Origin of the sequence: Propionibacterium australiense, from assembly GCF_003666605.1 — a bacterium.
GTDB classification, from domain to species: domain Bacteria; phylum Actinomycetota; class Actinomycetes; order Propionibacteriales; family Propionibacteriaceae; genus Propionibacterium; species Propionibacterium australiense.
The window spans coordinates 259,489-279,815 of record NZ_RCIV01000001.1 but is presented as its reverse complement, the minus strand read 5'-3'; the positions used below and the strand labels follow the sequence as shown (position 1 = coordinate 279,815).

The 20,327-nt window shown below is 69.8% G+C and carries 18 protein-coding genes and 1 tRNA gene; 18 read left to right on the top strand and 1 reads right to left on the bottom strand.

The window, feature by feature from the left end; all coding sequences use genetic code 11:
* The 16 genes from D9T14_RS01280 (at position 1) to pyk (ending at position 16,457) form a co-directional block, all read left to right on the top strand.
* Positions 1 to 1,485, top strand: a complete 1,485-nt coding sequence (locus tag D9T14_RS01280) for a UDP-N-acetylmuramoyl-tripeptide--D-alanyl-D-alanine ligase (protein WP_232012310.1) — start codon at positions 1 to 3, stop codon at positions 1,483 to 1,485.
* A complete protein-coding gene (gene mraY / locus D9T14_RS01275; protein WP_119161044.1) occupies positions 1,482 to 2,576 on the top strand; it encodes a phospho-N-acetylmuramoyl-pentapeptide-transferase in 1,095 nt (364 codons plus the stop codon). The genes D9T14_RS01280 and mraY overlap by 4 nt, the downstream gene beginning before the upstream one ends.
* A gap of 18 nt (positions 2,577 to 2,594) precedes the next feature.
* Complete coding sequence (gene murD / locus D9T14_RS01270) at positions 2,595 to 4,055, top strand: UDP-N-acetylmuramoyl-L-alanine--D-glutamate ligase (protein ID WP_259340964.1); 1,461 nt, start codon at positions 2,595 to 2,597, stop codon at positions 4,053 to 4,055.
* 1 nt (position 4,056) lies between these two features.
* Complete coding sequence (locus D9T14_RS01265) at positions 4,057 to 5,319, top strand: peptidoglycan glycosyltransferase FtsW (protein WP_197720569.1); 1,263 nt, start codon at positions 4,057 to 4,059, stop codon at positions 5,317 to 5,319.
* Positions 5,319 to 6,428, top strand: a complete 1,110-nt coding sequence (gene murG, locus D9T14_RS01260) for an undecaprenyldiphospho-muramoylpentapeptide beta-N-acetylglucosaminyltransferase (RefSeq protein WP_119161141.1) — start codon at positions 5,319 to 5,321, stop codon at positions 6,426 to 6,428. Before D9T14_RS01265 ends, murG begins: the two co-directional genes overlap by 1 nt.
* Positions 6,415 to 7,848 carry a UDP-N-acetylmuramate--L-alanine ligase gene (murC, locus tag D9T14_RS01255; RefSeq protein WP_119161046.1) on the top strand — a complete coding sequence of 478 codons (1,434 nt, stop codon included), beginning with the start codon at positions 6,415 to 6,417 and terminating at the stop codon, positions 7,846 to 7,848. Before murG ends, murC begins: the two co-directional genes overlap by 14 nt.
* Positions 7,845 to 8,564: a cell division protein FtsQ/DivIB gene (locus D9T14_RS01250; RefSeq protein ID WP_119161047.1), complete on the top strand. Its 720-nt coding sequence runs from the start codon at positions 7,845 to 7,847 to the stop codon at positions 8,562 to 8,564. Before murC ends, D9T14_RS01250 begins: the two co-directional genes overlap by 4 nt.
* 274 nt (positions 8,565 to 8,838) lie before the next feature.
* On the top strand, positions 8,839 to 10,032 hold the full coding sequence (gene ftsZ / locus D9T14_RS01245; RefSeq protein WP_119161048.1) for a cell division protein FtsZ: 1,194 nt from the start codon (positions 8,839 to 8,841) through the stop codon (positions 10,030 to 10,032).
* A 7-nt stretch (positions 10,033 to 10,039) separates the two neighbouring features.
* Complete coding sequence (locus tag D9T14_RS01240) at positions 10,040 to 10,840, top strand: purine nucleoside phosphorylase YfiH/LACC1 family protein (protein WP_119161049.1); 801 nt, start codon at positions 10,040 to 10,042, stop codon at positions 10,838 to 10,840.
* A gap of 63 nt (positions 10,841 to 10,903) precedes the next feature.
* Positions 10,904 to 11,437, top strand: a complete 534-nt coding sequence (locus tag D9T14_RS01235; protein ID WP_119161050.1) for a cell division protein SepF — start codon at positions 10,904 to 10,906, stop codon at positions 11,435 to 11,437.
* A 6-nt stretch (positions 11,438 to 11,443) separates the two neighbouring features.
* Positions 11,444 to 11,731, top strand: a complete 288-nt coding sequence (locus tag D9T14_RS01230; RefSeq protein ID WP_119161051.1) for a YggT family protein — start codon at positions 11,444 to 11,446, stop codon at positions 11,729 to 11,731.
* Positions 11,732 to 11,862: 131 nt separating this feature from the next.
* Positions 11,863 to 12,858: a DivIVA domain-containing protein gene (locus D9T14_RS01225; protein WP_119161052.1), complete on the top strand. Its 996-nt coding sequence runs from the start codon at positions 11,863 to 11,865 to the stop codon at positions 12,856 to 12,858.
* 106 nt (positions 12,859 to 12,964) lie between these two features.
* The gene (locus tag D9T14_RS01220; protein WP_232012307.1) at positions 12,965 to 13,402 is read left to right on the top strand and encodes a TraR/DksA family transcriptional regulator; all 438 of its coding nucleotides are present in this window, start codon (positions 12,965 to 12,967) and stop codon (positions 13,400 to 13,402) included.
* Positions 13,403 to 13,406: 4 nt separating this feature from the next.
* Positions 13,407 to 13,976 carry a signal peptidase II gene (lspA, locus tag D9T14_RS01215; RefSeq protein ID WP_126464247.1) on the top strand — a complete coding sequence of 190 codons (570 nt, stop codon included), beginning with the start codon at positions 13,407 to 13,409 and terminating at the stop codon, positions 13,974 to 13,976.
* Complete coding sequence (locus tag D9T14_RS01210; protein WP_119161055.1) at positions 13,973 to 14,890, top strand: RluA family pseudouridine synthase; 918 nt, start codon at positions 13,973 to 13,975, stop codon at positions 14,888 to 14,890. The genes lspA and D9T14_RS01210 overlap by 4 nt, the downstream gene beginning before the upstream one ends.
* A 106-nt stretch (positions 14,891 to 14,996) precedes the next feature.
* Positions 14,997 to 16,457 (top strand): pyruvate kinase, encoded by a 1,461-nt coding sequence (pyk, locus tag D9T14_RS01205; protein ID WP_119161056.1) that lies wholly within the window; start codon positions 14,997 to 14,999, stop codon positions 16,455 to 16,457.
* Between the two features lie 193 nt (positions 16,458 to 16,650).
* Here the strand turns inward: pyk and D9T14_RS01200 are convergent.
* Positions 16,651 to 16,736, bottom strand: a tRNA-Leu gene (locus tag D9T14_RS01200).
* 190 nt (positions 16,737 to 16,926) lie between these two features.
* Between D9T14_RS01200 and D9T14_RS01195 the strand changes: the two genes are divergently transcribed.
* Complete coding sequence (locus D9T14_RS01195; protein WP_374955773.1) at positions 16,927 to 17,541, top strand: ANTAR domain-containing response regulator; 615 nt, start codon at positions 16,927 to 16,929, stop codon at positions 17,539 to 17,541.
* 102 nt (positions 17,542 to 17,643) lie between these two features.
* On the top strand, positions 17,644 to 20,325 hold the full coding sequence (gene polA, locus D9T14_RS01190) for a DNA polymerase I (RefSeq protein ID WP_119161058.1): 2,682 nt from the start codon (positions 17,644 to 17,646) through the stop codon (positions 20,323 to 20,325).
* The last annotated feature ends 2 nt before the right edge of the window (positions 20,326 to 20,327 follow it).

Genomic DNA, 20,327 nt, shown 5'->3' with positions numbered 1-20,327 from the left:
GTGCGGGTCAGCAGCGCGCAGCACATCGCGCAACTCGTGGCCGATGCGGCCATCGAGACGTCCATCGTCGGCGACGAACGGGTCCAGGTGGGACCGGACGTCGTCATCGACTCCAGGGTGGCCACGCCGGGCTCCCTGTTCATCGGCCTGCCCGGTGAACGCGTCGACGGCGCCGACCTCGCCGCCACCGCCGCTGAGCGCGGCGCCGCGGCGGCCATCGTCGGTCACGACGTCGAGGCCCCCCTCACGCGCATCGTCGTCCCCGATGCCGCCGAGGCGCTGGCCGGTCTCGCCCGGGCACTCGTCGCCGAGGAGGCCGGGCGCGGCATGACGATCCTCGCCATCACCGGCTCCAGCGGCAAGACCTCGACCAAGGACCTGCTCGCCCAGGTGCTCGAGCGCTTCGGCCCCACCGTCAGCCCGGCCGGCAACCACAACAACGAGATCGGTGTCCCGCTGACGGCCTGCGGCGTCGACGCCAGCACCCGCTTCCTCGTCGCCGAGATGGGGGCCCGCGGGATCGGGCACATCCGGCAGCTGTGCGAGGTGGTCCCGCCCCGTGTCGCCGCCGTGCTCAACGTCGGCACCGCCCACCTGGGCGAGTTCGGCAGCCGTGAGGCCATCGCCCAGGCCAAGGGCGAGATCCTTCAGGCCCTGCCCGCCGACGGGTGGGCGGTCCTCAACGACGATGACGAGCTCATCGCCGCCATGGGCGAGCGCACGGACGCCCGCATCGCCCGCTGGTCGGCCTCCGGGCGGCCCCGGGGTGAGGCCGAGCTGGTCGTCTGGGCCGAGGACATCGTCCTGGACGCCCTCCAGCGCGGCTCGTTCACGCTGCACGCGGTGCGCCAGGGCGTGCACGGGCGGGTGCCGGTGAGGCTCGGTCTCATCGGCACCCACCAGGTCCCCAACGCCGTCGCGGCGGCCACCATGGCGATGGCCGCCGGCGCCCCCCTCCTCGGCGTCGGGGAGGCGCTCGGGGCGGCCCGCACCCGCTCGCCGCTGCGCATGGAGCTGGTCGAGGGACCCGGTGGTGCCGCGATCATCAATGACTGCTACAACGCCAACCCCGACTCGATGGCCGTCGCGCTGCGCACCGTCGCCGCCATGGGCGAGGCCCGCAAGGCCGAGATCCCGGGCGCCCGGCTGGTCGCCGTCATCGGCGACATGGCCGAGCTGGGCGAGGAGGCCGAGAAACTGCACGAGGCCGCTGGCGCGCTCGCCGCCGCGCTCGGTTACGACGAGATCATCGCCGTCGGTGAGCAGGCCCGGGCCATCGTCGCCGGCGCCCGCGGTCCCGGCGGGCACGGGGCTGCGAGCCCGGGGGCCGGGGGCATTGCCCGGGTTGCTGACAAGGAGGACGTCGCCGAGTCACTAGAGTTGGGCCCGGGCGATGTCGTGCTCGTCAAGGCCAGCCGCGTGCTGGCCCTCGAGGATGTCACCTCACGACTCATCGGCCGTGACGAGGAAGGGACAGCGCGATGATCACGATTCTCACGGCGGCCATCATCGCCATGGCCGTCGCGCTCGTGGGCACCCGCTTCTTCATCGTCTTCCTGGCGCACCGAGGGTACGGCCAGTTCATCCGCGACGACGGCCCCACCGGCCACCGCACCAAGCGGGGCACCCCCACCATGGGCGGCGTCATCGTCATCGGCGCCGTCGTCCTGGCGTACCTCCTGGCGCATCTGATCACCCGGTCCTCGATCACGATCTCCGGGCTGCTCGTGCTCGCCGTCTTCGTCGCGACGGGTCTGGTGGGTTTCATCGACGACTGGACGAAGATCTCCAAGCAGAGATCGCTCGGCCTGACGCCACGCGGCAAGATGATCGGGCAGGGCCTCATCGGCGTCCTGTTCGGCGTCGCCTCGCTGCTGTTCCCGGCGGCGGCCGACCCCGAGGTCGCCAAGAACGTGGGGGCCCGCCCGGCCACCGTCGCGATCTCGCTGGTCCATGACATCAGCTGGCTGCGTCTGCCCGTCGTGGTGGCGATCATCTGGATGACCCTGCTCATCACGGCGAGTTCCAATGCCGTCAACCTCACCGATGGTCTCGACGGCCTGGCGACCGGGGCCTCGACGATGGTCTTCGCCGCCTACGCCCTCATCAGCATCTTCCAGACCAACCAGTGGTGCGTCACCGGCGGTAACCACGGCCCGCGCTGCTTCACCGTCCGTGACCCGAACGACCTGGCCGTGGTGTCCATCGCCCTGGCCGGGGCCTGTTTCGGTTTCCTGTGGTGGAACGCCAAACCGGCCAAGATCTTCCTCGGCGACACCGGTTCGCTGGCGCTCGGCGCCGCGATGGCCGCCCTGTCGATCTACACCCGGACCGAGCTGCTGCTCATCGTGCTCGGCATGCTGTTCGTCATCGAGACGGCCTCGGTGATGCTCCAGGTGAGCTACTTCAAGCTCTCGCACGGCAAACGCGTGTTCAAGATGGCCCCGCTCCACCACCACTTCGAGATGCTCGGCTGGGACGAGGTCACGGTGGTGATCCGGTTCTGGATCATCTGCGGGGTGTGCGTCGCGGTGGCCCTCGCCCTGTTCTACGGCGGCTGGATCTGGGGCTGGTGAGACGACATGAAGGACTGGATGCCGACAGCGGACAGGACCTCGCCCTGGGGGCAGGCCCGAGTCGTCGTCGCGGGGCTGGGCGCCTCGGGCTACGCGGCCGCCGACGCGCTGCTGGAGCTGGGTGCGGCCGTCACCGTCCTCGACGACGGCGAGAGTTCCTCCCTGCACGAGCACGGCAGGATCCTGCAGACCCTCGGCGCCGAGGTCCGTCTCGGTCCCGGTTCCAGCGCGCAGCTGCCCGAGGACGCCGACCTGGTCGTCACGTCCCCGAGCTGGCGTCCCGACTGGCCGTTGCTCGCCCAGGCGGCCGCCGCCGGCCTGCCGATCTGGGGTGAGCCCGAGCTCGCCTGGCGGCTCGTGCCGGCCGACCGCCAGATCGCCTGGCTGGGTGTCACCGGCACCAACGGCAAGACGACGACCACGCAGATGCTCGACGCCATGCTGCGGGCGGCCGGCCTCAGATCGGCGGCGGTCGGCAACATCGGCCGCCCGATCATCGAGGCCATCAACGACCCGGTCGGCTACGAGGTCTTCGCCGTCGAGCTGTCGAGCTTCCAGCTGCACTGGTCGCCCTCGCCGGCCCTGCACTCGGCAGCCGTCCTGAACCTGCACGCCGACCACCTCGAGTGGTACGACTACGCCGGCGACACCGCTGCGGCGATGGCCGCCTACGGTGCGGACAAGGCCCGCATCTTCCACCAGGTGCACCACTCGTGCGTCTACAACATCGCCGAACCGGCCACGCGCCAGATGGTCGCCGACGCCGACGTCGTCGAGGGCGCCCGCGCGATCGGCTTCACCCTGGGAATCCCATCGGTCGCGCAGCTGGGGGTCGTCGACGATCAGATCGTCGACCGGGCCTTCATTCCGCAGCGCCAGACCTCGGCCCTGCCGCTCGCCGCGTTGAGCGACGTCGAGCCGTACGCGCCGCACAACGTCGAGAACGCCCTGGCCGCCGCCGCCCTGGCCCGCAGCTTCGGCGTCCCGGCCGGTGCCGTCGCCCAGGGGCTGCGCGACGTGCGGCTGGGAGGACACCACATCGAAACCGTCGCCGAGGCCGGCGGGGTGCGCTGGGTCGACGACTCCAAGGCCACCAACCCGCATGCCGCGAACTCGTCCATGCGGGCCTTCGAACGCATCGTGTGGATCGCCGGTGGTCAGGCCAAGGGCACCTCGTTCGACGATCTGATCACCACCCACCGGGAGCGGCTGCGCGGCGCCATCCTGCTGGGCGTCGATCGCCGGCTCGTGGCCGAGGCGCTCGCCGAGCACGCCCCGCAGGTGCCGGTCGTCGTTCTGGACGGCGACGACACGGCGCTGATGAGTGAGGCGGTGCGCCGTGCGGCCGCGCTGGCCGAACCCGGTGACACCGTGCTGCTGGCGCCGGGCTGCGCCTCGAGGGACATGTGGGCCGGCTACGCGCAGCGCGGCGACGACTTCGCCGCGGCGGTCCGGGCCGTGACCGGTCAGGGCTCCTGACATGGCCGCCTCCAGCGAGCTGGCACGAGGATCGGGCCGGGGCACCGAGCTCCTGCGTGAGGCGCTCAGCCGCCCCGCCGCCGACTACTACCTCGTCCTGTCCTGCACCGGGCTGCTCGTCGGCCTCGGCGTGCTCATGGTCCTCAGCTCGTCATCGGTCTACGCGGCCGAGAACCTGGGCAATGCGTACTACTTCTTCGTCCGTCACATGACCTACCTGGCCTTCGGGGTCCCGCTGGGCTGGTGGATCTCGCGGCGCAGCGAGCAGACGCTGGGCATGATCGGCGTACTCCTCGTCATCGGGATGATCGTGGCCGAACTGCTGGTCGTCTTCACGCCCCTGGGGGACGCCGCCAGCGGCGCCTCGAACAAGGGCAACCGCAACTGGCTCTACCTGGGTTCGTTCAGCCTGCAGCCCTCGGAGTTCGCCAAGCTCGGCCTCATCCTGTGGGCGGCGGGCGTCTTCGCGGCCAAGTACAAGAAACTGACCCGCCCCAGCACGCTCCTCTTCCCGGTGGCTCTCGGCTTCGTCGTCATCATCGGCCTGGTCGTCATCGGCGGACACGACCTGGGAACGGGCGTCATCCTGCTGGCGATCATGCTTGCCGTGTTCTGGTTCATCGGCACCCCCTGGTACCTGCTCGCCGCAGTCGTCACGGCAGCGGCGCTGCTCGTCGCGGGCATGGTCGTCACCAGCCCCGGACGGGTGCAGCGCATCCGGGCGCTGGTCTCCGGCTCGGACACCGTCGGCACCTCCGAGCAGCCGCTGAACGCCGTCTACGCCCTGGCCACCGGCGGCTGGTGGGGCGTCGGCCTGGGACGCAGCCGGGCCAAGTGGGGTGGTCTGTACGACGGCGCCCTCAACGACTACGTCTTCGCGGTGCTCGGCGAGGAACTGGGCCTGTTCGGCACGATCGTCGTGATCGGCCTGTTCCTCGGGCTCGGCCTGATCGGCCTGCGCATCGCCGCCCGCAGCACCCGCGTCTTCTGGCGCGTGGTCGCGGCCTCGGTGACGGCCTGGCTGCTCATCCAGGCCATGCTCAACATCGCCGTCGCCATGAGGATGATCCCGGTCATGGGTGTGCCGCTGCCGTTCATCAGCTACGGCGGCTCCTCACTCATCGCCACCCTCATGGCGGTCGGGGCGCTGCTGGCCGCCGCCCGCCACGAACCGGAGGCGATGGCCGCCTTGAAGCGCCGTTCCGCACCCGCCCGGGAACGGACCGTGCGTGTCACCTCAGTGGTCGACGGAAAGGGACGATGATGGTCAATGTCGTGCTGGCAGGGGGAGGGACGGCCGGTCACACCTCGCCGCTCATCGCCACTGCCGAACAGCTGACAGAACTCGACCCGCAGGGCTCGGTGCTGTGCATCGGCACGCCCAAGGGTCTCGAAACCCGCGTCATCCCCGAGGCCGGGCTCGAGCTGCGGCTCATCCCGCCGGTGCCCATGCCCCGCAGGATCACCGGCGAGCTGTTCAAGGTGCCCTTCCGGCTGCGCGAGGCGGTCCGGCAGGCCGGCAGGATCCTCGACGACGCGCATGCCGACGTGCTCGCCGGCTTCGGCGGTTACGTCTCGATGCCCGCCTACCTGGCGGCCCGCCGCAGGCACGTTCCGGTGGTCATCCATGAGCAGAACGCCCTGCCCGGACTCGCCAACCGGGTCGCCGCCCGCTTCGCGGCAGCGGTACTGACCTCCTTCCCCGGCACCCCGCTGCCAGGTGCCCGGCAGGTGGGTCTGCCGGTGCGCACCGCCATCACCGAGCTGGCCGAGCAGGGCAGGGCCGCCCGCCGCGCCGCCGCGCGCGCCCGCTACGGCCTGCGGGACGATCTTCCGGTCCTGCTCGTCTCGGGCGGGTCCTCCGGGGCCCGCTCGATCAACAACGCCGTCGCCGGCGCACGGGACGAGCTGCTGGCCGCCGGCATCCAGGTACTGCACGTGCTCGGCATGAAGAACTTCCACGACGACCAGACCGTCATCGACGAGTCGACCGGCGCCGGATACCATCCGCTGGCCTACGTCGACGACATGGACAATGCCTACGCCGCGGCCGATTTCATGCTGGCCCGCTCCGGCGCGGGCACCGTCGTCGAGACGGCCACCGTGGGCCTGCCCACGCTCATGGTGCCGCTGCCGATCGGCAACGGGGAGCAGGCGCGCAACGCGAGGCCACTCGTCGACGCCGGGGCGGCCCTCCTCGTGCCCGATGCCGAACTCGACAGTGACCGGCTGGTCGGCGATCTCGTGCCGCTCGTGAAGGACCCTGCACGGCTGGAGCGGATGGGCGCCGCCGCTCAGGCCGTCATGCCGCCCGGCGCCGCCCGCCGGGTCGCCGAGACCATTCTCGAGGAGGCCGGCCGTGGCGCTGCGTGAACCAGTCGAACTCCTCGCCCCCGAGCAGCTGGGCGCTCTCCACTTCATCGCCATGGGCGGTACCGGCATGAGCGGCATCGCCGTCGGCTACCACGAACTGGGCATCCCGGTCAGCGGCTGCGACCAGAGCGACTCGCCGACCCTGAGGCAGCTGGCGGCGATGGGCATCCCCGCCCATGTCGGCCACGATCCGGCCCAGCTCGACGGCGTCAGCACCGTCGTCGTCTCGAGCGCCATCAGGCCCGACAACCCCGAGCTCGTCGCCGCCCGCCGGGCCGGGCTGCGCATCTGGCACCGCAGCACGGCGCTGGCCGCGCTCATGCTCGGCCATCGCACCATCTCGGTGGCCGGTACGCACGGCAAGACGACGACCAGCGCGATGATCGCCACCATGATCTCGGCAGCCGGGACCGATCCCAGCTACGTCATCGGTTCCCCGTTGGCCACGACGGGACGGTCGGCCCACATCGGTCACGGCGACTGCTTCATCGTCGAGGCCGACGAGTCGGACGGCTCCTTCTGGCAGTACCCGACGAACATCGCCGTCATCACCAACATCGAGGCCGACCACCTGGACAACTGGGGCGATCCGGAGAACTACGCGGCCGGCTTCGCCCGTTTCGCCACCGCGGGGCCGGTCGGGCAGATCGTCATCAACGCCGACGATCCGGGTGCGCGGGCCCTGACCGAGCAGCTGCGCCGCGAGCCCTCGACGACCGCCCGCATCCTCACCTACGGCGAGGCCCCCGATGCCGACGTGCGTCTGACGGACATCCGGTTCCGCGGTATGACCAGCCACGCGCGGCTGAGCCTCGACGGCCGGGAACACGCCCTCGACCTGTCGGTGCCGGGCCGGCACAGTCTCTGGAACGCCGCGGCGGCCTTCGCCGTCGGGCGGCTGCTGGGCCTCGCCGATGACGCGCTGCTGGCCGGCGCGGCGTCGTTCGCCGGCACCCACCGCCGGTTCCAGCTGCTCGGCACCGCCGAACGCGATGACGGCACGGTCACCGTCGTCGACGACTACGCCCACCACCCCACCGAGATCGCCGCCACCCTCTCCGCGGGCCGCCGGGTGGCCGGCCAGGGGCGGCTGGTGGCCTGCTTCCAGCCCCACCTGTTCAGCCGGACACGTGACTTCGCGAACGCGTTCGGTCAGGTGCTAGCCCAGGCGGACCTGGTCGTCCTCACCGACGTCTACCCGGCCCGCGAGGAACCCATTCCGGGCGTCACCGGGGAACTCGTCGCCGACGCGGCGAGGGCCGCCGGTGCGCACGTGCGCTACGTCCAGGACAAGACCGCCCTTCCCGGCGAGCTGGCCTCCCTGGTGCGCGGCGGTGATCTCGTCATGACGATCGGGGCCGGCGACATCACCCGGGTCGGCCCCGCCCTGCTCGACCGGCTCGAGGCGCATCCGGCATGAGTTCCGACCTGGACCAGGCACTGCGGGTACGGCAGCAGGCCAGGGCCCGCAGACGCAACCGGAGGATCACCCTCGGTGCGCTCATCGCACTCGTGCTGGCCGGGCTCGTCTGGCTCGTCGGCTTCTCCCCGCTGCTCGTGGTCGACGACGTGGAGGTCACCGGGACGGCGCTGACGTCGCCAGACGACGTGGTGGCCGCAGCGGCAGTTCCCACCGGCACCCCGCTCGCCCGCGTCGACGCAGGCGCGGTCACCGGGCGTGTCGAGCAGCTGACGACCGTCGCCGACGCGAGACTGGTGCGAGCCTGGCCGCGTACCGTGCGGATCGAGATCACCGAACGCACCGCCGTCTACCAGATCGCGCAGGACCCCGGCTACGGGCAGGTGGACGCGGAAGGCGTCGTCTTCGTCACGAGCACCGAGCGTGCCGCCGCGCCCCTCGCCACGCTCGCCGACGCCGACGACCAGGACCTGCGTGCCGACGTCGCCACCGCGACGAACGCCCTGCCTCAGGACATGCGCGACCGGCTCACCGCGATCGAAGCGGGCTCCATGGACTCCATCAGTTTCCGGATCGACGACGACCGCACCACCATCTTCTGGGGCAGCGCCGAGCAGTCCGGCGAGAAGGCCTCGGTCATCGAGGCCCTGCTCGCCCAGGGCGGGGACTACACGACCTATGACGTCTCGGCTCCCTCCAGGCCCGCCGTCTCCTGAACCCCCGGACCGCTGGCCACGGGGCAGTGCTCCGGGCGGGCCGGTTCTCGGCCATTCGTCACCGGGGCACGGCACCCGGCGGGCCCGGCCCGCAATGTCTCGACCACAGGTTGAGATTCTGGGCCGAACACGCCGAGGCTGTTGGACTCAGCCCGTTGCCTTCCATAGCCTGAGCATCAGTCTTGGCGGACCACTGCCAGGACGCATCCGATTCAGCATGTCAGTATTGGTGGGGGCGGTCCCGGCCGGCTCCCGAGGAATGAGGCGGACTCCCGTGGCAACTGCGTCCCAGAACTACCTGGCGGTCATCAAGGTTGTGGGCGTCGGTGGTGGCGGTGTCAACGCCGTCAACCGCATGATCGAGGACGGTCTCAAGGGCGTCGAGTTCATCGCCGTCAACACCGATGCGCAGGCACTGCTCATGAGCGACGCCGACGTCAAGCTCGACATCGGCCGCGAACTCACCCGTGGGCTGGGCGCGGGAGCCAATCCCGAGACCGGTCGGCAGGCCGCCGAGGACCACGCCGACGAGATCGAGGAGACCCTCAAGGGTGCTGACATGGTCTTCGTCACCGCAGGCGAGGGGGGCGGTACGGGCACCGGCGGCGCCCCCGTCGTCGCGAAGATCGCCCGCTCACTGGGGGCCCTGACCATCGGCGTCGTCACCCGCCCGTTCCGCTTCGAGGGCAAACGCCGCGCCCGGCAGGCCGACGAGGGCATCGGGAGCCTGTCCGAGGAAGTCGACACGCTCATCGTCATCCCCAACGAGAAGCTGCTCGAGATGACCGACCGGCAGATGTCGATCCTCGACTCCTTCAAGCAGGCCGACCAGGTGCTCATGCAGGGCGTCTCGGGCATCACCGATCTCATCACCACGCCGGGCCTCATCAACCTCGACTTCGCCGACGTGAAGTCGGTCATGAAGGACGCCGGTTCCGCGCTCATGGGCATCGGCTCGGCCCGCGGCGAGGATCGTGCCCGCACCGCCGCCGAGCAGGCCATCAACAGCCCGCTCCTCGAGGCCACCATCGACGGCGCCAAGGGCGTCCTCCTGTCGATCGCCGGCGGCTCCGACCTCGGCCTGTTCGAGGTCTCCGAGGCCGCCGATCTCATCGAGGAGGCCGCCGCCGAGGACGCCAACATCATCTTCGGCACCGTCATCGACGACGCCCTCGGCGACGAGGTGCGCGTCACCGTCATCGCCGCCGGTTTCGACAGCGACCAGAGCTCGCAGCCGGTCCCGGTCCGGCGGCCCGCCACGGTGGAACGCCCGCAGCCTCGTCCCGTCGAGCAGCGCCCGGCCCAGCCCCGTCCCGAGCCGCCGCGTTCGACCGGACGGACCTCGTTCGTGTCGCAGGGTCCCGCGGAGACCGAGGAGGAACCGACCCGGCGCACCGGGGTCGGATCGGAGCAGACCACCCTGCCCGCCGATGACGACGACCTGGACATCCCCGACTTCATGAAGTGAGACCGCGATGTTCGCCTTCCTCAGCGAGCCGGCCTGCGCTGCGGACGGCGACGTCGACGTGGCCTTCACCGACCGTGAGGGAGGGGCCTCCGTAGGCGCCTTCGCGTCACTGAACCTCGGGCGCACGCGCGAGGACGACCAGGGGGCGCTGCGCGCCAACATGGCGGCCCTGCGCACCAGGCTCGCCCTGCCGCCGATCAGCGTCGTCCACCAGGTGCACGGTGCCACCGTCAGGACCATCACCAGCGGTGACCTGCCCGGCCCCGACGACTGGCTGGGGGAGAGCGTCCCGGGACAGCGCCCGCTGGAGAAGGCCGACGCCCTCGTCACGAACCTGCCCGGTGCGCCGCTGGCCATCCGGGTGGCCGACTGCGTGCCGGTCCTGCTCGCCGACACCGAGGCGGGCGTCATCGGCGCCGCCCACGCCGGCCGGCAGGGCCTGCTGGCCGGCGTCCTGACGGCCACCGTCGCCACGATGCGCGAACTCGGTGCCACGAGGATCCATGCGTGGGTGGGGCCGCACATCTGCGGCGACTGCTACGAGGTGCCGGAGCAGCTGCAGGCCGCCTCCTGCGCGATCATCCCCGAACTCGAGGCCACGACGAGCTGGGGCACCCCCGCTCTCGACCTGGGGGCCGGCGCGCACGCCGTGCTGGAGCGCGACGGTGTCAGCGTCGAGCACCACGACCCGTGCACCCGCACGACGCCGCAGCTGTTCAGCCACCGCCGGGACCACGGCGTCACCGGCCGACAGATCGGCCTCATCTGGCGCGCCGGGCGAGGCGGTCGTTCCGAAGGCAGGGGCTGAGAAGGTACCCTAATTCCAGTCGTGTCATTCATGGACAACCGCGGCTGATCAGAGGGGGACGGCATGCCGGGAGCGATGAGGAAGGCCGCAGTGTGGCTGGGTCTCGTCAGTGATGACCGTTTCGATGAGGACCGCGCCGAGCGTGGCGAGTACACCGACTCGGTCTACACCGACCCTGCGGCCGAGGAGTCCGTCCAGGTCTCCACCGTCACCCGCCTGCCGGAGCGTCGTGCCAAGCAGAGCGCCTCCTCGGGCTCGCACGAGCGCCATGTGCCCCACGACATCGAGGACGAGGCGGAGGAGTCGCAGCCGGCCGACCTGGCGCGCATCATCTCGGTCCGTCCCCGCACCTACAACGAGGCGCGCACCATCGGCGAGAGTTTCCGTGAGGGCACCCCTGTCATCATGAACCTCACCGACATGGACGACGCGGACGCCAAGAGACTGGTCGACTTCGCCGCCGGGCTCATCTTCGGTCTGCGCGGGTCCATCGAACGCGTCACCAGCAAGGTCTTCCTGCTCAGCCCGCGCAACGTCCACGTCACGGCCGAGGACAAGCAGCGCCTGGCCAGCCCCAGTTTCTTCAACCAGAGCTGAGGTCCCGTGCTACTGCTCGCCCGTGTCCTCTCGCTGCTGTGCACCCTGTACATCTGGGTGCTCATCGCGCGGATGATCATCAGCTGGATCCCGCTGCTCGTCCCGGACTTCCGGCCCAAGGGCGCGGCGGCCGCCGCGTTCGAGGCGATTTACACGCTCACCGATCCTCCGATCACGTTCGTGCGGCGCTACATCAAGCCGATCAGGATCGGGACCGTCGGACTGGACGTCGCCTTCATGGTCGTCTTCCTCGCCCTCGTGGTGCTCAGGAGAATGGTCTGGTTGCTCGTCTGAGAGTCTCAACCCGAAGTTGAGTTTTGAGCCGCCGGCTGCACCTGTTTGGGACAAGCAGGGTAGCCTCGGGGCTGTCCCCGCAGTTGCGGGCAGGATTTGGAATCAATGCATCGAGGTTTGGAGCGCACAAAATGACGCTGTCCCTTGACGAGGTTCGCAGTATCCGTTTCCCCATGGCCCGCAAGCCCAATGAGGACGGCTACCGCGCCAGCTCTGTCGACAAGTTCATGGACGAACTCGAGATCAGCTACGCAGATCTGGTCAACGAGAACGAGAAGCTCAAGGCGAGTGCCGGCTCGAGCGAGGAGAACGCCAAGCTCGGTCAGCAGATCGACCAGCTCAACGGCCAGGTGGCCAGCCTGGGCCAGGAGAACGAGCAGCTGCGCGCCCAGCTGAACGACCTGCGCTCGTCGACCGACCAGGGTTCGGCCGCTGCGGCGCAGCTGTCCGGAGAGAACGAGCAGCTGCGCGCCCAGATCGCCGAGCTCCAGTCCCAGCTGCAGGCGGCCCAGTCCCAGTTGCAGGCGGCCCAGAGCGCCGCAGCGACGAATGCCCAGCAGGCCGTCAACGGCGAGCCCCAGCACATCGTCGTCACCACTGCTGAGGAGGCCGGCCCGTGGGCCGCCCGCCTGCTCGAGATGAGCACCCGGGAGGCCGATCAGCTCGTCGAGGAGGCCAATCGGAAGGCCGCCGAGTTGCAAGCTGGCGCCGAGAGCGAGGCGGAGCGGATCCGCTCCGACGCCAGGAACCAGGCCGATCAGCTCGTCGAGGAGGCCACCCAGAAGGCCGCCAGGCTCGACTACGAGGCTCGCAACACCGCCGAGCGCGTCACTGCCGAGGCGCAGGAGAACGCCAGGCGCGTCACCGTCGAGGCCCAGCAACGTGCCGACGCCCTGGACGGCGAGGTCGCCAACAAGCGCACGGAGCTGCTGAGTGCGCTCGAGACCGAGCGGGACAACCTCACCGCCTCGGTGAGCCAGCTGCGCGGCTTCGAGGCCGAGTACCGCAGCAACATCGAGGGGCAGATCCAGCGTCACCTCGAAAGCCTCAGGAGCCTGTCCCTGAGGCCCTCCGCGGGCGGCCAGACCCCCCGCCTCGACGCGCTCCTGGGCAATCAGGAGGGCTGAGCGGCGCGTCTCTGACCGCGCCAGCGGCCGATGATGGTTCGCCATCATCGGCCGCTGGTGTATGGTCCCTCTACGAGTTGGTCACCGTCTGGAGAAAGTTGGAACGATGACGACTAATGGTTTGTCCATGGCAGCGGCGCGGCAGATCGCTGCCGCACTGCCCGTCCTGGACGGCGAGGAGGCGTGGACCGCGGAAGAAGTGATCGACGTGCGCGAGGATCTCATCGCCGAGATCGAACGCATGCGCAAGGCAGTCGAGACCTCGGACGCCGAACTCGAGCAGCTGATGGGTGAGAGCAGCGACACGTCCGGCAAGGACCCGGGCGATGTCAGTTCCACCAATTTCGAACGCGACCAGGAACTCAGCATGAACGCGAACACCCGCACCCTGCTCGAGCAGAACGAGGCCGCGCTGCGTCGTCTGGAGGCCGGCGAGTTCGGCGTCTGCGAGAACTGCGGCAACCCGATCGGCAAGGCGCGCATGGAGGTCTTCCCGAAGGCCACCATGTGCGTCGCGTGCAAGCAGCGCGCGGAGAGGCGCTGAACCGGTGGCGTCCCACCGCGCGCACCCGCGTCCGAGTGCGACGCGCGCGGTCATGATCGCCGTCGCGGTCCTGGGGTTCGTCCTCGACAGGGCGACGAAGCTGTGGGCGCTGCACGCGCTGTCCGTCTACGACCGTCAGATCATCCCGGGCTGGCTGAGCCTGCACCTGGTCTACAACTCCGGTGCCGCCTTCTCGCTGGGGACGTCCTTCACGGTCGGCCTCAGCTGCCTGTCGATCGTGGCGCTCGTCTTCGTCCTCGTCTGGGTCTTCCCGCGGGCCCGGGGCTGGCTCGCCAGCGTGGCCGCGGGACTCATCGCGGCCGGCATCGCCGGCAACCTGCTCGACCGTCTGCTGCGTGAACCCGGTCCGATGCGCGGCACCGTCGTCGACTTCATCGCCGTGCGCTACTTCGCGGTGTTCAACATCGCCGACGTGTGCATCACCAGTGCGGCGATCCTGTTCATCTGGTGGGCCGTGCGCTCGGACCAGACCGTGGAGCACGCCGTCCGGCGGGCCAACGCGGTGGGGGCGTCCAGCCCCGGCGCAGAGGGCGCCCCGGAGGAGGACCGATGAGCGTCCTCATCGTCCCCGATGGCCTGGCCGGTGAACGCGTCGACGCCGCCGCTGCCCGCATGACCGGGCTGACCCGTTCGCGCCTGGCCGCGCTCATCGCCGAGGACAAGGTGCTGCTCGACGGGGTCCCCGTGACGAAGGCCTCCCAGCGGGTGAGCCCAGGGCAGCTGCTCGACGTCGACCTGTCCGAACCGGTGCGTCGTGCCCGCGTCGTGCCCGCCCTCGTCGAGGACATGGCGATCGTCTACGACGACCCGGACATCGTCGTCGTCGACAAGCCGGCAGCCGTGGCCGCCCATCCCTCACTCGGCTGGGATGGCCCCGACGTGGTCAGCGGTCTCGCCGGGGCGGGTTTCCGGATCACCACCTCGGGGGCGCCCGAACGACAGGGCATCGTGCACCGGCTCGACGTCGGCACGAGCGGCCTCATGGTCGTCGCCAAGTCCGAGCACGCCTACACGATGCTCAAACGTGCCTTCCGCGACCGCGCCGTCGACAAGGTCTACCTCGCGCTCGTCCAGGGCCACCTCGAACCCCTGGAGGGGACCATCGACGCCCCGATCGGCCGCCATCCGGGCTCGGAGTGGAAATTCGCGGTCACCGCGGACGGGCGTCCCTCGGTGACGCACTACGAGGTGATCGAGATGATGCGGTCCGCCTGCCTGGCCCGGGTCCACCTCGAGACCGGCCGCACCCACCAGATCCGGGTGCATTTCGCCGCCCTGCACCATCCCTGCGTCGGCGACCCGCTGTACGGCTCCGACCCGAAGCTGGCGGCCCGGCTCGGTCTCGACCGCCAATGGCTGCACGCCGCCGAACTCGGTTTCGTCCATCCCGGCTCGGGGGAGTACGTGCACTTCGAGTCGGCCCCGCCGCCCGAGCTGACCCGGGCGCTTGATCTCCTGCGGGACTGAGCGGTTGTCCAGCCGGGGCGGGCCCCGGTGATGCATTGGTGCGAGTTGGTGCCGCCGATCGCATGGAGCGGCGATGAAACCGGCTGCTTCGGCTAGGCTGGACGCCGTGCGAAGAGCGAAGATTGTGTGCACCCTCGGGCCGGCAACGTCGACCCAGGAGCGAATGGAAGAGATCATCCGCGCGGGCCTCGACGTCGCCCGCTTCAACATGAGTCACGGTGACCACGACGAGCACGCCCGTCGTCTGGCCGAGACTCGCGCCGCGTCCGAGGCCGTCGGCAAGACCGTCGGCCTGCTGGCAGACCTGCAGGGCCCCAAGATCCGGCTCGGAGTCTTCGCCGAGGGCAAGGTCGAGCTGACCCACGGACAGACCTTCACCATCACCACCGATGACGTCCTCGGGGACGCCAACCGCGCCTCCACCACCTACAAGGGACTGCCCGGCGACGTGAGGCCGGGCGATCGCATCCTCATCGACGACGGCAACATCGGGCTCGAGGCCGTCGAGGTCAATGGCAACGACGTCGTCACCAAGGTGACCGTCGCCGGCCCCGTCTCGAACCACAAGGGCATCAACCTGCCCGGCGTCGCCGTCAACGTGCCTGCCATGTCCGAGAAGGACGAGGACGACCTGCGCTGGGCACTGCGCAACGACTTCGACATGATCGCCCTGTCGTTCGTCCGCCGCGCCTCCGACGTCAACCGCGTCCACGAGATCATGGACGAGGAGGGCGTGCACATCCCGGTCATCGCCAAGCTCGAGAAGCCGCAGGCCATCGAGAACCTGGACGAGATCATCGACGCCTTCGACGGGTTCATGGTCGCCCGCGGCGACCTCGGCGTCGAGATGCCGCTGGAGCAGGTCCCCCTGGTGCAGAAGACGATCATCAAGAAGGCGCGCATGTGGGCCAAACCGGTCATCGTCGCCACCCAGATGCTCGACTCGATGATCTCGAATCCGCGCCCGACCCGCGCCGAGGCCTCCGACGTCGCCAACGCCGTCCTCGACGGCGCCGACGCCGTCATGCTGTCCGGCGAGACCTCGGTGGGGGCCTTCCCGGTCATCACCGTCCAGACGATGGCCAACATCGTCGAGAACACCGAGAAGCAGGGCTTCGAGAACATCGCGAAGATCGACTGGGACCCGCACACGACCGGTGGTGTCATCGCGATGGCGGCCGCCACCTCGGGGCGTCAGCTCGACGCGAAATATCTCATCGCCTTCACCCAGTCGGGCGACACCGCCAGCCGCATGTCACGCCTGCGTTCGGACATCCCGCTGCTCGCCTTCACCCCCGACGAGAAGACGGCGCGCTGGCTGACCCTCTGCTGGGGCGCCCGCGTCATCCAGACCCCGAGCTACGGCTCCAACGAGGAGATGGTCACCGAGGTGAACCGTCAGCTCCAGGAACTGAAGCTGGCCGAGGAGGGCGACGTCGTCATCCTGGTCTGCGGCGCACCCATGGGGATCAAGGGCAAGACGAACACGATGCGGGTCCATCGCCTCAAGGACATCAGCTGGGTCGAGCCCGTCGAACTGCCGCCGTACATGAAGAACGCCACGTGAGCCGGACCTGACGCAGGGTTCGCCTCGAACCGAGCAGGGGCGGGAGAGTGTTCTCCCGCCCCTGCTCCGTCGTGTCCGGGGAGCGCGGGCCCTGCTGGCCCCGCCCCTGAGCGACGCCAGCCGCGGGCCGGGCGCACCGGCGCCCGCCGGCCACCGCGCGATGCCACTGGTGGTACCCGAGAGATGCCACTGGTGGTACCCGAGAGGGGACTTGAACCCCTACGCCCTCGCGGGCAGCGCATTTTGAGTGCGCCGCGTCTACCATTCCGCCACTCGGGCAGGCGTCGCCCATTGTGTCACATGCCTAGTGCACGGGCACATCTGGTGGGTGAGAACAATTTCACGCATTGCCCCGCGGGCGGCCTCACAGCGCTATGCTCAGGTCGGCATGGGCAGTGTCGTCCTTGACAGATCTGTCCGTTTTCCGCTGCTGAGGCAGGAACCAAGAGCCAGGACAGGAGTCGAGATAGTGGTGAAGAAGAACGGCAGTACCGCAACCGACACGACGCCGCGTGTCCTCGTCGCCGAGGACGAGGCGCTCATCCGGCTCGACCTGGTCGAACTCCTCACCGAACAGGGCTACGAGGTCGTCGGCCAGGTCGGTGACGGTCAGGCCGCGGTCGAGCAGGCTCGTGAACTCAAACCCGACGTCGTCGTACTCGACGTCAACATGCCCGTCATGGACGGCATCACCGCGGCCGAGCAGATCGCCGGCGACCGTATCGCGGCGTGCGTCATGCTCACCGCGTTCAGCCAGCGCGAGCTCATCGAGAAGGCCCGTGAGGCCGGCGCGATGGCCTACGTCGTCAAGCCCTTCAACGCCTCCGACGTGATCCCCGCCATCGAGATCGCCCTCGCGCGGTTCGCCGAGATCGTCGCCCTCGACGAGGAGGTCTCCACGCTCGAGGAGCGTCTCGCCTCGCGCAAGATCATCGACCAGGCGAAGGGCATCCTGCAGGAGAGCCTCGGCATGAGCGAGCCGGAGGCCTTCCGCTGGATCCAGAAGACCGCCATGGACCTGCGCAAGTCGATGCGCGAGGTCGCCGAGGGCGTCGTCGGCCACGAGAAGGCGAAGAAGAGCTGACCCGTCCGCCCCGGGGGCGGTGGGTGCCGACCTCGGTCCCCGGCCCCAGGTCGGGCCGTCCTCGAGGTGAAAGTGCTGGTCCGAGCGCCTAGGCTCGGTGGCGTGAACGATCGTCCACGACTGCTGCTCATCGACGGCCACTCCATGGCCTTCCGCGCCTTCTACGCCCTGCCAGCCGAGAACTTCTCGACGTCCACCGGTCAGCACACGAACGCCGTGTACGGTTTCACGTCGATGCTCGTCAACCTGCTGCGCGACGAGCGCCCCACGCACGTGGGCGTCACCTTCGACCTGTCCGGCAGCACCTTCCGCTCCGAGGCCTATCCCGAGTACAAGGCGACTCGTTCGGCCACGCCGCCGGAGTTCGCCGGGCAGATCCAGCTGATCGAGCAGGTGCTCGACGCCATGGGCATCGTCCATGCCAGCCTCGCCGGGTACGAGGGCGACGACATCCTGGCCACCTGGACCCGGCAGGGCGACGAACTCGGCTGGGAGTCCCTCGTGGTCTCGGGTGATCGTGACGCCTTCCAGCTCGTCGACTCGAACACGACGGTGCTCTACCCCCGCAAGGGAGTCTCCGAGCTGGTGTGGATGGATCCGGCCGCCATCGAGGCCAAGTACGGTGTGCCGCCCCAGCGCTACCCTGAACTGGCCGCCCTGGTCGGCGAGACGAGCGACAACCTGACCGGCGTGCCCGGCGTCGGCCCCAAGACGGCGGCCAAGTGGCTGGGTACCTACGGCGGGCTCGACGAGCTCATTGACCAGGCGGATCAGATCAAGGGCAAGGCCGGTCAGAGTTTCCGTGAGCACCTGGACGACGTGCGTCGCAACCGCCGTCTCAACGCCCTGGTGAGCGACCTGCCCCTCGAGATCGACGCGGAGGGCCTGGCCAGGAGGCCGGTCGACCGCGAAGCCGTCAACGAGCTGTTCGACACCCTCGAGTTCAGGGGGCTGCGCGACCGGGTGTTCGCCGTCGACGGGGCCGATGCCCCGGCCAGTACCGACTCGGTCACCATCAGACCCGTGAGGCTCGCCCCCGATGCTCTCGGCGACTGGCTCGCCGAGCACGCCCGGGCCGGCGCCGGCATCGAGGCATCCGGCCACTGGGGAGCGGGCACCGGTGACGTGAGCCACCTGGCCCTCGCCACCGTCAGCGGCGCCGCCGTCCGACTCGAGCCCGGCTCGCTGAGCCCAGCCGACGACAACGCGCTCGCCGCATGGCTTGCCGATCCCGGGGCGGCCAAGGTCATGCACGACGCGAAGGGGCCGATGCTGGCCCTGGCGGCGCGGGGACTCGAACTGGCCGGGCTCGTCAGCGACACCCAGCTCGCCGCCTATCTCCTGCGCCCCGACCAGCGACGCTACGAACTCGACGAACTCGCCGGACGTCACCTCGGGCTCAGCCTCGAGGCCGGCGACGACCGGCCCGAGCAGGCCCAGGAGACCCTCGACTTCGACGGCGACTCCGGGGAGCGGGCCGAGCCGGCGGCCATGGTGCGGGCCCGCGCCGTCGCCCAGCTCGCGCCCGTCCTCGACGAGGAACTCGCCAAGACCGGCCAGCTCGGTCTGCTGCGCGATCTCGAGCTGCCCCTGCAGAAGGTGCTGGCCGTCATGGAGCGGCGCGGCATCGGCGTCGACGAGGACGTCTTCGCCGAGCTGCACGACGAGTTCGACGCCAAGGTGCAGGCGGCGCAGGACGCTGCCTTCGAGGCCATCGGACGCGAGATCAACCTGGGCTCGCCGAAGCAGCTGCAGGGCGTCCTGTTCGACCAGCTCGACATGCCCCGGACCAAACGCACCAAGAGCGGCTACACGACCGACGCCGCCGCCCTCGAGAGCCTCTACCTCAAGACCCAGCATCCCTTCCTCGAGCACCTGCTGGCCCACCGCGACTCCATCAAGCTGCGTCAGATCGTCGATGCCCTGGCGAAGTCGGTCGGTGACGACGGGCGCATCCACACCACCTATCTGCAGACCGTGGCCGGTACCGGCCGGCTGTCGAGTACCGAGCCGAACCTGCAGAACATCCCGATCCGCACGTCCGAGGGCCGGCGCATCCGCGACGGCTTCGTCGCCGCCCCGGGCTACGAGGCGCTGCTGAGCGCCGACTACTCCCAGATCGAGATGCGCGTCATGGCGGACGCCTCGGGCGACGAGGCACTCATCGAGGCCTTCACCTCGGGCATCGACTTCCACACGGTCACCGCCTCGCACGTCTTCGGCGTGCCGGCCGAGTCGATCACGCCCGAGCAGCGTTCCAGCGTCAAGCAGATGAACTACGGACTGGCCTACGGGTTGTCGGCCTACGGTCTGTCGAGCCGCCTCGGTGTGCCCGTTCCCACCGCCAAGGAGCTCATGGCGGAGTACTTCAAGACCTTCGGCGCCGTGCGCGAGTATCTGACCGACATCGTCGTCCAGGCCCGCAAACAGGGCTACACGCAGACGATGATGGGGCGGCGCCGCTATCTGCCCGATCTCAACTCGACCAGCCGGCAGCGCCGCGAGATGGCCGAACGGATGGCCCTCAACGCGCCCATCCAGGGCACGGCCGCCGACATCATCAAGGTGGCCATGCTCCGGGTGGAACGGGCCCTGGCCGAGGCCGGGCTGTCCAGCCGGATGCTGTTGCAGATCCACGACGAGCTGGTCCTCGAGGTCGCCCCCGGCGAACGCGAGCAGGTCCAGGACATCGTCTCCGAGGCGATGGTCCACGCCGTCGAGCTGAAGGTGCCGCTGTCGGTCTCCTTCGGCTACGGCCGCAGCTGGAACGACGCCGCCCACTGAGC